Source organism: uncultured Dialister sp. (assembly GCF_937959425.1).
GTDB lineage: Bacteria > Bacillota > Negativicutes > Veillonellales > Dialisteraceae > Dialister.
On the sequence record NZ_CALGPS010000227.1, the window covers coordinates 1 to 11,522 of the forward strand.

Annotated in this window: 13 protein-coding genes and 1 other annotated feature; of the genes, 9 read left to right on the plus strand and 4 right to left on the minus strand. The window is 50.2% G+C overall.

Translation table 11 applies throughout. The features are described from left to right. Nucleotides 1–108 precede the first annotated feature (108 nt). Nucleotides 109–669, minus strand: coding sequence for an NAD(P)H-dependent oxidoreductase (locus Q0482_RS09805; RefSeq protein ID WP_299145896.1), 561 nt, complete (start codon nucleotides 667–669; stop codon nucleotides 109–111). Nucleotides 670–884: 215 nt separating this feature from the next. On the opposite strand from Q0482_RS09805, the gene Q0482_RS09810 reads away from it, so the two are divergent. The 4 genes from Q0482_RS09810 to Q0482_RS09825 all read left to right on the plus strand — a co-directional run bounded on the left by Q0482_RS09810 (nucleotide 885) and on the right by Q0482_RS09825 (nucleotide 3,345). Continuing rightward, nucleotides 885–1,379, plus strand: coding sequence for a nitroreductase family protein (locus tag Q0482_RS09810; RefSeq protein ID WP_299145901.1), 495 nt, complete (start codon nucleotides 885–887; stop codon nucleotides 1,377–1,379). Nucleotides 1,380–1,385: 6 nt separating this feature from the next. Next, nucleotides 1,386–1,754 carry a helix-turn-helix domain-containing protein gene (locus Q0482_RS09815; RefSeq protein WP_299145903.1) on the plus strand — a complete coding sequence of 123 codons (369 nt, stop codon included), beginning with the start codon at nucleotides 1,386–1,388 and terminating at the stop codon, nucleotides 1,752–1,754. A gap of 175 nt (nucleotides 1,755–1,929) precedes the next feature. Next, nucleotides 1,930–2,484: an SRPBCC domain-containing protein gene (locus tag Q0482_RS09820; protein WP_299145905.1), complete on the plus strand. Its 555-nt coding sequence runs from the start codon at nucleotides 1,930–1,932 to the stop codon at nucleotides 2,482–2,484. 9 nt (nucleotides 2,485–2,493) lie between these two features. After that, nucleotides 2,494–3,345, plus strand: a complete 852-nt coding sequence (locus tag Q0482_RS09825) for a type 1 glutamine amidotransferase domain-containing protein (RefSeq protein ID WP_299145907.1) — start codon at nucleotides 2,494–2,496, stop codon at nucleotides 3,343–3,345. A 334-nt stretch (nucleotides 3,346–3,679) separates the two neighbouring features. On the opposite strand, the gene Q0482_RS09830 is transcribed toward Q0482_RS09825, so the two are convergent. The 3 genes from Q0482_RS09830 to Q0482_RS09840 all read right to left on the minus strand — a co-directional run bounded on the left by Q0482_RS09830 (nucleotide 3,680) and on the right by Q0482_RS09840 (nucleotide 5,058). Then, nucleotides 3,680–4,024, minus strand: a complete 345-nt coding sequence (locus Q0482_RS09830; protein ID WP_299145909.1) for a heat-shock protein Hsp90 — start codon at nucleotides 4,022–4,024, stop codon at nucleotides 3,680–3,682. A gap of 3 nt (nucleotides 4,025–4,027) precedes the next feature. Continuing rightward, nucleotides 4,028–4,525 (minus strand): PaaI family thioesterase, encoded by a 498-nt coding sequence (locus Q0482_RS09835; protein WP_299145910.1) that lies wholly within the window; start codon nucleotides 4,523–4,525, stop codon nucleotides 4,028–4,030. A gap of 119 nt (nucleotides 4,526–4,644) precedes the next feature. Continuing rightward, nucleotides 4,645–5,058, minus strand: a complete 414-nt coding sequence (locus Q0482_RS09840) for an amino acid-binding protein (RefSeq protein WP_299145912.1) — start codon at nucleotides 5,056–5,058, stop codon at nucleotides 4,645–4,647. Between the two features lie 351 nt (nucleotides 5,059–5,409). After that, nucleotides 5,410–5,715 (plus strand) — a binding site (T-box leader). A 101-nt stretch (nucleotides 5,716–5,816) separates the two neighbouring features. Between Q0482_RS09840 and Q0482_RS09845 the strand changes: the two genes are divergently transcribed. The 5 genes from Q0482_RS09845 (at nucleotide 5,817) to Q0482_RS09865 (ending at nucleotide 10,725) form a co-directional block, all read left to right on the plus strand. After that, nucleotides 5,817–6,698 carry a branched-chain amino acid ABC transporter permease gene (locus Q0482_RS09845; protein WP_291056785.1) on the plus strand — a complete coding sequence of 294 codons (882 nt, stop codon included), beginning with the start codon at nucleotides 5,817–5,819 and terminating at the stop codon, nucleotides 6,696–6,698. Then, nucleotides 6,698–7,660 carry a branched-chain amino acid ABC transporter permease gene (locus Q0482_RS09850; protein ID WP_291056787.1) on the plus strand — a complete coding sequence of 321 codons (963 nt, stop codon included), beginning with the start codon at nucleotides 6,698–6,700 and terminating at the stop codon, nucleotides 7,658–7,660. The genes Q0482_RS09845 and Q0482_RS09850 overlap by 1 nt, the downstream gene beginning before the upstream one ends. After that, complete coding sequence (locus Q0482_RS09855) at nucleotides 7,660–8,424, plus strand: ABC transporter ATP-binding protein (RefSeq protein ID WP_299145914.1); 765 nt, start codon at nucleotides 7,660–7,662, stop codon at nucleotides 8,422–8,424. Before Q0482_RS09850 ends, Q0482_RS09855 begins: the two co-directional genes overlap by 1 nt. Further along, the gene (locus tag Q0482_RS09860; RefSeq protein WP_299145915.1) at nucleotides 8,421–9,143 is read left to right on the plus strand and encodes an ABC transporter ATP-binding protein; all 723 of its coding nucleotides are present in this window, start codon (nucleotides 8,421–8,423) and stop codon (nucleotides 9,141–9,143) included. Before Q0482_RS09855 ends, Q0482_RS09860 begins: the two co-directional genes overlap by 4 nt. 175 nt (nucleotides 9,144–9,318) lie before the next feature. After that, nucleotides 9,319–10,725, plus strand: coding sequence for an ATP-binding protein (locus Q0482_RS09865; protein ID WP_299145917.1), 1,407 nt, complete (start codon nucleotides 9,319–9,321; stop codon nucleotides 10,723–10,725). Nucleotides 10,726–11,522: the final 797 nt, after the last annotated feature.

Consider the following 11,522-nt stretch of genomic DNA (forward strand, 5'->3'; position numbering starts at 1 on the left):
CACGTCAGTGGTGGAAGGGGGGGAGGCCGCCGCAGGCGGCCGGGGCTGTGAAAAATGTAAATCATTTTTTTCACAGCCTCCTGGTTTTTTCTTATATGCAGGCAGTTTTCATGACTCCAGTTCCTTCAGTCGTTTCAGGAGTCTTTGGGCGTGCCGGTCAGCAGTATCAAGAACCCTTTTCATGTCCTCTTCGGTGCTGAAGCCGGGAATATAGGCTGTTCCGAAGCTGTACACCGGCTGTTCATATTTCATCCTGCATAGGGCGGCCATTTGTTCAAAATTGTAGAGAAAGTCCTCTATTTCGTGACGGTTCTGCCCGTTCTTTTGGTAATGGTCTGCACTGCCGCCAACGGTGAAGGATAAAAGAAGATGCTTCCCGTCAAGTGCATGGCCGGTGGATCCATAGGCAAATCCATGGGAAAAGACTTTTTCTACCCAGTTCTTAATGATGGCAGGAAACGAGTACCAGTAGAGAGGAAACTGGAACAGGATGATTCGGGCCTGCTTTACGTATTCCTGCTCTTCGGCGGGATCAAAATCCCAGCCGAGAAGGTCCATACGGCGGAGGACAGCGGAAATACCCGATTCACCTATTTTCTCCAGTATAGTCCTGTTGGCCAGGGAAGTGCTCAAATCCGGATGACCGGAAACGATTAAAATATCTGACATGATCTGCTCCTTTCTTTCCCGTGGGAAATGGGTATATCATAAGGCCTTTTTCCTTTCTGCGCAAGAATGCACTTTTTACATAGAAAGTATATTGGGAAACTGATACTATGGAAAAAGTAAGCTGCTTACCTTAAAGTGCATTCTTCCATGGAAGTCTGTTTTGCCTTACAATATACCTGATAAATGGAAAGAGTATGGGGAAAGGACGAGGTGCGATGGAAGAAATATGGAGTCGGGTCAGCGTGCGCCGGTTTGAGGATAGGCCGGTGGAAAGAGAGAAAATAGAAAAAGTGCTTCATGGGGCCATGCAGGCACCGTCAGCGGGAGATGAGGAGGCCTGGCGTTTTTATATTATTGAGGACAGAGCACTGCTGAAAGAACTGTCAAAGGTCAGTCCCTATGCCTCACCGGCATCTTCAGCACCGGCGGCTGTGGCGGTCGTTTTTGACCGGCAAGCGCTTCGGTTTCCGGAATTCGGAGAGATCGACTGTGCCATGGCCTCTGAAAATATACTGCTTGCATTGGAAGGACTGGGGCTTGGCGGTGTTATGCTGGGAATCGCTCCCATCAGGGAAAGAATGGATAAGATGCATGAACTTCTTCATCTGCCCCAGCAGGAAGAAGCCTTTGCCATCATTCCGTTCGGATACCCTTTGGGAAAGGGAAAGAGCAGAAATCGATTTGACAGGAGAAAAATTCATTATTTATAAAGGAAGATGAATCGGATGGAAGACAACAAAATGTTTCATTGCCCCGTAGAAGCCACGCTTTCCGTTATTGGCGGCAAATATAAGTGTATCATTCTCTACCACCTTGCAGGGCAGGTTCTTCGGTTCAGCCAGCTGCAGAGGTTGATTCCAAACGTAACTGCCAAAATGCTGGCGCAGCAGCTTCATGACCTGGAAAACTTCGGGCTTATTCATAAAACAATTTATCCTGTGGTGCCTCCGAAAACGGAATATTGCCTCACCGATTTCGGCAAGACCCTTTCCCCTATTGTGACTGCCATGTGTGACTGGGGGAAACAGTATATGGGAGAGCGAATTCTTTCGGAAAATGAATCGGGCAGGGAAGTACAGAAATAAAGGAAAGGACTTATGATGGATTCATGAGTCCTTTTATAGTGGAGAAAAGGAAGTGACCTGTTTTTATGCTTCCCCGGAAGTAACTATGTGACTTTAAAGTGCATTCTTACAAAAAAGCAGGTACTCCGTTATAATACATTCATGATTGTGACCGGTCTGTGGGAGGGACGCCTCCATGGAAAAAAAGATTGTATTTGAAAAGGAGTTTACTATGTTACATGAAATCAACTGGCCGGAAGAATATCTGCCCGGCTTTACGGACAATTTTGCTTCCAATGAAATCATTGTCCCCGGCATTACGGCGGAAGAGGTATTTAACAATCTGCTGGATACCTCCATCTGGCCGACCTATTATGATAATGTGGCAGATGTGTATTTTTATGATCATGATGGCCCTGTACTTCATGAAAGTACCCGCTTCCGTTTTAAGACATTCGGATTCCCGGTGGAAGCACAGGTTGTTGAATTTGAAAAGCCGTCTGAAGGGAAGCCGGGAAGGCTGGCCTGGCACGGCTGGGCAGAAGGCGATGCGGAACACCGCCTTGATGTGATTCATGCCTGGCTTATTGAAGATATGCCTAAGGGAAGGGTACGTATTCTTACGCAGGAATCCCAGAAAGGAAAGCCGGCAGCAGACCTGTTCAATACCCACCCCGATGTGATGAACATGGGCCATCAGGACTGGATCAAGGGACTGGCACAGACGGTGCGCCGTCTTCATGGAAGGTAAGGGAACACCATGAAAAAGGCATTCACATTTCTGCTCATTGTCCTTTCCTTCCTTTGGAGCATGGCTCCTGTACAGGCGGCAGGCAGTAAGGGAAAAATACTGGTCGCTGCTTCCGGCAGGGACAAAATGACGCTTAAAGACGGCTCTACCATGAATGTGGGGTTCTTCCTCAATGAGCTGGCCGTTCCTTCCATTGATCTGGCGGAGAAGGGTTATGAAATCGTGCTGGCCACACCGGAAGGAGAGAAACCGGCAATGGATGATTCCTCCGACGACAAGAAATTCTTCGGCGGAAGTGAGGGGAAAAGGGCCTCGGCCAGGGCATTTGTCAATGGCCTTACTCCCATTTCATTTAGGGAAGCCCTGAATCATCTTGATGAGTATCAGGCCATCTTTATTCCCGGCGGTCATGCACCGATGACAGACCTGATGCAGAACAGGGAACTGGGAATGATGCTCCGCTATTTTCATGAAACCGGTAAACCTACAGCCATGATCTGTCATGGCACGGTGGCAGCTCTGGCAGCTCTTCCGCAAAGCTCTGCCTACAGGGAAGCTCTGACAGACGGTGATTTTTCCAAAGCTGCGGAAGCGTCAAAAGGCTGGATTTATAGAGGTTATCATATGACTGTCCTTTCTGATGCAGAAGAGTGGCCGGGAGAATTAAGAAAAGGGACAGAAATGCCTTTCCACGTAGAGCAGGCACTGGAAATCGCAGGGGGCTATATGGAAGAAGGATCCCTTTACCGGAGTCATGTAGTGAAGGACCGTGAACTGATTACCGGACAGAATCCTGCTTCCGATATGGCACTGGCCAAAGCACTGGCAGAGGCTTTGGATAAAAGGCAGGATTTCTACTAAAAAAAGGGCTGTGAAAAAAATGATTTACATTTTTTCACAGCCTTTTTTATACATAAATTTTCACGGAAATTGGCCAAATGACAGTCTGCTTCCTGCCTCTACGTCATTTCGAGCGATGCTGCATGTAGTTATGGATGATCATGCCTTTTGCTCTATTGAGGCTCTGAGCCGAGAAATCTCTTGCCACCATGCTGCTTGCGCCATTAGGGAAGCACTGATTCATTCGCTGAGTCTTCCTTAACCCTCAGCCGCGAAGCGGCTGTCAAACTTAAGAACCCGACCGCCAAAGGCCGGTCAAACCTTTGAACCTTCCGCGCCCAAAGGGCGCGGTCCCTTACCATTCCGATTCGTGGTCAAGGAGCCAGCCGCCGGCGGTGCAGGCGGGGCAGATGCAGTATTTCACGCCCTTATCCTTTGCTTCATGAGCGGCCTTTGCCAGGCCTTTGGCTGTATCGGCGCCAAGGACTTTGGCTCCTTCTTCCGATTCAAAGAAGGGGATGACGTGGTCAATGGAGCATACGTCTTCTTTGAGTTCCTTTTTGAGGGTGAGGGCCGCTTCCTTTTCGTCCGTTGTTCCGGTAGCCTTGAGGTACGCCTCGCATACCTTTTTCAGCCCTTCGTAGCAGCTGGGGGCATTCATGACTTCCTTAACTTTTTCAAGAATTTCTTCTTTTGCCATTTTCTAGTATCCTTTCTGTTCAAACATCATGTGGGATGTGGCTTCTGCAGCCACCGTACCGTCTTCGTGGAGCACCTGGGCTTCCATGACCGCCAGGGGGCCTTTCCGTTTCACCTCATGACAGATGACCTTCACCGTTTCCCCGATGAGCACGGGAGAACGGAAGCGGGATTCCATTTTGCCGGTGTAGGCAGGTATCCCGGTGGTGAGGAAGAGGTAATTTCCCATGACCTCGTCCATGAGGGTCATGATGAGACCGCCGTGCATGCGGTCATTATAACTCTGGTGCTCATGGGAAGGGGTGAAGAAGGCAAGGCAGCCTTTGGGAATGGAAAAGAAATGAAGATGGAGCCCTATGGGATTGTCGCTGCCGCAGGCAAAGCACATGCTGTAGGCAGGGCCTCCGGCGAGTTCCTTCAGGGGCTGGCCCAGCTTTTCCTCCTCCCCATGGAGAAGCGCTTTTTCTTTATCATTTAAGGGGAAATGTTCCTGGTGCTTCATGAGACCTCCTTTTGAAGAAATAACTTTCGGTACATCTCTTCTCCTATATTATAACACCGGGTGAAAGAAAAAGAGCCGGAAAGGAATGACTGGCATTTCTTCCCGGCTCTTTTCTTCTTTTAGAATCGGTCCAGCAGATGGTAGCCCTTTCCTTTGAGGAAGGCTTCGGTCTCCGATTCGGTGGTGGAGAAGACGGCGATAGGGGAGCCGCTCCGGCGGTCGAAGGAAATATAGAGATAGCGGATCATGACGTTGGCGTTCTGCAGGTCCGACAGGATGTGGTCCAGGGTGCCGGGCTTATCGGATTTCATGTCCACGGCGAGGACCAGGTCCACCCGGCACTGGTAGCCTGCCTTTTCCAAAGCTTCCTTTGCTTCTTCCGACTTGTCCACAATGAGGCGGACGATGCCGAATTCCGCGCTGTCCGTAGCCAGCATGGTGTAGATATTAATGTCATTTTTTGCCAGAATGGCAGTCATTTTGCTGAGTGCGCCCTTTGTATTGGCGGTGAAAATAGAAACCTGGTGTAACATAGTATCCTCCTTCATCAGAGTTTTCCGCTCTGCCGGTATTACAGTGATTTTAACATAAATGGGGAAAATGAGATAGAGGGGGAGACCTGCGGCACGGGAATCGGGCTGCCTTGTCAGCGGCGCAGAGGTTTTACAAATTTCTTTCAAAAATCCTATTGACTTTTTTCATCAAGGCAGTATAATATCAACCATAACACGAAAGAACAAATGGCAAGGATCGGGATAAGTATCCGGCAGTAGATTTCAGAGAGCTGACGGCTGGTGCAAGTCAGTATGATGCAGGATGCAGGCTCACCCGGGAGTTTCGAAAGTGAACCAAGTAATTTTCGACGCCGCCTGCGTTAAGGGCATTAAAAAGCGATGATCGGGACAAGGGATATAGTGGTCCATGGCATAGAGAGCCGGCGGATGGTGCAAGCCGGTACATTCCAGTATTGACTATCACCTGTGAGCTCCTCTGTTGAACATAGTAAACAAAGGCGTTTCTCCACGTTACGGATGATGAACTGAGAGTACAATGTAGGGTGGTACCGCGCATGTCGCCCCTATTTCCGCAATGGAAATAGGGGCGTTTTGTTTTATGTACCATAGGCATTTCTTTCCGTTCAGTGAGTGATAAATACAGGGTGGTACCGCGGATTCCAATTCGCCCCTGCTGCAATGACGCCAGATTGCAGCAGGGGCGTTTTTAATGCCATTTGTTCTTTCATAGAAATGAAGGCATGAGCCTTCTTATTTTGGAAAGGGGATTGAAGATCGTGTTTTTTCAACAGCTTGTCAACGGTTTAACGCTGGGAAGCGCTTATGCGGTCATTGCCATCGGCTATACGCTGGTATTCGGCGTATTGAACATCGTCAACATGGCACATGGCGGCATCTTTATGATCGGCGCTTACATCGGCCTGCTTCTGGTAACGGAAGCGGGACTGGGCATTTTCCCGGCACTCATCGGCGCCATGATCGGCGGCGCGGTATTAGGTTATGGACTGGAAATCTTTGCACTCCGTCCGCTCCGCCGCCGCAAAGTCACTCATCTGGCACCGCTCATCAGTACTATCGGCGTGTCCACATTCCTTGAAAGTGTGGCACTTATGGTGTGGGGGCCCCAGACCCGTTCTTTCCCGGCTACTTTCGGAAACGGCCTCATGGACTTCGGCGCCTTTAAGATTTCCGGCATCCAGATCATTTCCCTGGGTACCGCCGTGGTTCTCATGGCTCTCCTGACAGTCATGCTGAACAAGACAAAAATCGGCAAGGCAGTGAGAGCTACCTCTGAAAATGCGGAAACCGCAGGTCTTCTGGGTATCAATACCAGCCGCATCATTACCTTCACCGTCATGCTGGCTTCCGCCCTGGGCGCTGCAGCCGGTGTGCTCATCGGACTTTCCTTCAACGCCATCGAACCTACCATGGGTACAGCCATGGGCCTCAAAGGTCTGGCAGTGCTCATCATGGGCGGCCTGGGCAACGTGGAAGGCGCCATGGCCGGCGGCTTCATCCTCGGCATTGCCGAAGTCTTTGCTGTGGCTTACGGTTCTTCCACCTACCGCGATGCAGTGGCATTCGGCATTATCATTCTCATTCTCTTTATTCGCCCTGAAGGCTTGTTCTCCAAGGCAGGCAAAGGAGGCAGACCGTAATGGATGAAATTTTGAATGGCTACTTCCTGCAGGTATTCACCTTTGTATGCATTAACATTATCCTGGCTCTCACCGTCTACATGACCGTGTGCACCGGTATCCTGTCCCTGGGCAATGCAGGCTTTATGAGTCTGGGGGCTTACACTTCCGCTATCGTTACCACCCAGTACGGCGTTCCTATGCCTGTGGGTATTGTATTAGGCGGGCTCTTCGCCACCTTCGTTGCATTGATTATCGGTATGCCTACCATTCGTCTCCGGGGCCTGTACCTGGCTATTGCCACCATGGGCTTCGGCGAAGTGGTCCGCGTTATTGCATTGAACCTTGACATCACCCATGGTGCCCTGGGCTTCTCCGGCATTCCTTCCATGGCCAGCGTCCTTTCCGACTACGCCAGCGACATGGGCCTTCTGGATGCCCTGGAAATCGACTCCCAGACCGGCGGCCAGCTCCTGATGAATATCGTTCTCCTCATTCTCGTCATTGCCGTGGTAACCTTCTGGTACCGCCTGGAACACTCCCGCATCGGCCGTGCCTGGGCAGCTGTGAAGGCTGATGAATATGCGGCTTCCCTCACCGGCATCAATGTAGTCCGCTACAAAATGATGGCATTCCTCTTCAGCGCCTTCTTTGCCGGCGCTGCAGGCGCACTCTATGCCCATGCTACCTTCTTCATCAGCCCCACCGATTTCTCCTGGCACAAGGTAGTAGATATCCTGGTTTACACTGTATTCGGCGGCAGCAACGTACTCTGGGGCTCCGTCCTGGGCGCGACTGTCCTCACCATTGTGCCGGAATCCCTCCGTGCCATGGCTGAATACAGAGATATCATCTACGGCCTCATGCTGGTAGCCCTCATGGCCTTCCGTCCTGACGGCATCCTCTCCTACGACGCAGTGAAATGGATTTCCCGTAAATTCAGCAAAAAGCAGAAAGCCTCTGCAGAAGGAGGAAATCAGTAATGCTTCTTGAAATGAAAAACGTAGTGAAACAGTTCGGCGGCCTGACCGCTGTTTCCAATATGTCCTTCTCCGTAGAAAAAGGAGAAATCTTCGGCGTCATCGGACCGAACGGCGCCGGCAAGACCACCATTTTCAACCTTATCACCGGCGTATACCAGGTGACGGAAGGGGATATCCTTTTTGACGGAGTGTCCATCGAAGGAAAGAAACCCTACCAGATTATCAACATGGGCATTGCCCGTACCTTCCAGAATATCCGCCTTTTCACCGGCATGACCGTACTGGAAAACATCCTCGTCGGCCATCATGACCGCCTGAAGTCCGGCCTTCTGGCCAGCTTCCTCCACACCCCTTCCCAGAAGAAGGAAGAAAAGGAAGCCCGTGAACAGGCTATGGAACTCCTTTCCTTTGTAGGCCTTACCGAAGACGCTGACCGGATGGCCACCGAACTTCCCTACGGCAAACAGAGAAAGCTGGAAATCGCCAGAGCCCTGGCCACCCAGCCAAAGCTCATCCTCCTGGATGAACCGGCAGCCGGCATGAACGACAGTGAAACCGCAGCCCTCACCGAACTGATTCATAATATCCGCGAAAAATTCGGCACCACCATCATCCTTATCGAACACGACATGCACCTGGTCATGAGCCTCTGCGACCATGTCATGGTAGTCAACTTCGGTAAGAAGCTGGCAGAAGGCGTGCCGGAAGAAGTACAGAACAACCCCAAGGTTATTGAAGCTTACCTCGGAAAGGAGGATGAATGATGCTTCTTGAACTGAAAAATGTGGAAGCCGCCTACGGCAACATCAAAGCTTTGAAAGGCATCAACCTCTCCGTACCGGAAGGAAAGATCGTCACCCTTATCGGCGCCAACGGTGCCGGTAAGTCCACCACCATGAAAACCATCATGGGCATTATGAAACCCATTGCCGGCGACATCCTCTTCAAAGGGGAATCCATTGCAGGCATGAAGACTCATAATATCGTAAGGAAAGGCGTGGTCCTGGTACCGGAAGGACGTCAGATTCTCCAGAATATGTCCGTCCGCGAAAACCTGGAAATGGGCGCCTACCAGAGAAAAGACCCGGAAGGAATCAAAGAAGACCTGTCCAAGGTATTCGAACGGTTCCCCCGCCTCTTCGAAAGACAGAACCAGTTCGGCGGCACCCTCTCCGGCGGCGAACAGCAGATGCTGGCCATCGGCCGCGCTGTCATGGCCAAACCGGAAGTCATGCTTCTGGACGAACCATCCATGGGCCTTGCTCCCCTGGTGGTACAGCAGATTTTTGATGTAATCAAGGACATTAACAAAATGGGTACTACTGTTCTTCTTGTAGAACAGAATGCGCGTAAAGCCCTGCAGATTGCCGACTATGCCTACGTTATGGAAACGGGCAGAATCGTCATGGAAGGACCGGCGCAGGAAGTTGCCAATAACCCGGATGTCATGGCGGCATATCTGGGCGGCAAGAAGAAACAGTGACCAATATAACAGCCGTTCAGGTTGTAACACGATCCGGGAAAGGGGACAGAGAAATCTGTCCCTTTTCTCTTGCATGAAAAAATACTTAAGTATGATTTAGTTAATTATACTTAAGTAAATCGTACTTGACTAAATTGCATGGGCTGCCTATACTGGAAATAAAGGAGAGTGTGCCATGTTTATCGGACGTAAAAAAGAACTGCAGTCATTGGAAAAATTATATCGGTCCCGCCGGTTTGAAATGGCCGTTATCTATGGCCGGCGCCGGGTAGGGAAGACTTCCCTTATTCGGGAATTTATCAGGGATAAAAAAGCCATTTATTTCATGGGCATTGAATCCAACGAAAAGCAGAACCTTCAAAATTTCAGTGATGCCATCCATGGGTTTCATCAGGAGAAAGGCCCTGCACCCCTGTATGCTTCCTTTCAGGATGCCCTGGAAGCCGTATTTCAAATGGCCAAAGAAGAAAGAATCATTCTGGTCATGGATGAATATCCCTATGCCGCTCGTACGTCACCGGGCCTTTCCTCCGTCCTGCAGAGGCTCATTGACCAGTATCGGGATAACTCCCGCCTTATGATTATTTTATGCGGGTCTTCCATGTCCTATATGGAAGATGAAGTGCTGGCCTATAAATCACCGCTCTATGGCAGGAGAACGGCCCAGCTTAAAATCCTGCCATTCTCCTTCAAAGAATGCTGCCTTTTCCTTAACGGCTTCTCATCGGAAGACCAGGCTGTCATCTATGGGATGACCGGCGGCACAGCACCTTACCTTTTGGAAATGGACTCCCGTCTCACGCTGGAAGAGAATGTGAAGGAAAGTTTTCTGAATCCTGCTTCCCTTCTTTATGAGGAACCGGAAAACCTGCTCAAGCAGGAAGTACGGGAACCGTCCATGTACAATGCCATGATTTCTGCCGTAGCCGGCGGTGCTACAAGACTTTCAGAAATTGCTTCCAAAACAGGTGAAACCACCAGCACCTGCAGCACCTATATGAAGAGCCTGATGAAACTGGGAATTATAAAAAGAGAAACACCCTATGGGGAAAAGAGTGGAAGAAAGAGCATTTATCGCATTGATGACAATATGTTCCGTTTCTGGTACCGATTTATACCAGCCAATACATCCCTTATTGAGAGGGGCGCCGATGAACTGGCCTGGAAACGAATTGCTCCCTCCATTCCGGAATACATGGGTGCCATATTCGAGCAGATATGCCAGGAATACCTGTGGGGGAAAATGCTGGAAGGGGAAAGCCCCATCCTTTTCCAAAGTCTGGGCAGATGGTGGGGAAATGACCCCATCCGTAAAAAACAGACGGAAATTGATATTATGGGCATAGAAGACAAAACGCATGCCCTCTTTGGGGAATGTAAATGGGCCAATGAAAAAATTGACCTCCCCATACTTCATACCCTGCTGGAAAGAAGCGGTCTCTTTTCCTTTGCAGAAAAGGAACTGTATCTTTTCTCCAGACAGGGATTTACGAAATCCGTTCTTGAGGCGGCCGAAGGAAATACCCACATCCATCTTTTGACCTATGAAGATATGTGGAAAGATTACTTCAGCCGCCCATGACAGGAAGGGTATTATCTTTTGCCAAAGGCCGGGAAACCGGCCTTTTATCGTATGCCGTGGCAGGAGAAGATAATCCCTTAAGGAAGCGCTGATTAATTCGTTGTTTGCTTTCATTCTTGAAATTTTATGCAATGCAAGGAATGGGATGACGAGAATAGCGAGTTATTTAAGGAGACTTATGACGAAGCATTGGATAAAAATGCATATGAAATTCGATTCTGTGAATTAATCAGTGCTTCCTTAAATGCCCTCTGTCTCATGTGTGTCGTGTACGGAGATTTTTCGCCTGCGGCGCATGGGAAAAACGGCTTCCTTTGGTGTCATAGGCTCGTTTCTAAGGAGGGAGACTCTGGCGCTTCGTTTTATATCGTTGGCAACACAAAAGCAAATCCCGTAACGCTGACTTTATACTCATTGCCGCGCAGCGGCAATCCACAACCCTCGGCGGCGGAGCCGCCGTCAAACCTAAGAACCCGACCGCCGTAGGCCGGTCAATCCTAAGAACCTTCCCGCTCACACCCCTTCTACACAACCTGCGCCGACAGGCGGGCCCCCTTTTTATCCTGCGGCGAAGCCACCACCACAACCCTCAGCCGCGAAGCGGATGTCAAACTTCAGAACCTTCCCGCTCACAACCTTCGGGCCCTGCGGGCCCGCCCCCTTTGGTAGCTGCGCCACCACCTTTACCCAAAGGGAAGCATGTCACTGGATTCTCAGTCGCCCAAGGGCTCCCTACAGCACAGCTATCACCGACTCACTGGATTCTCAGGTCGCTCACGCTCCCCTACGAATCCAGT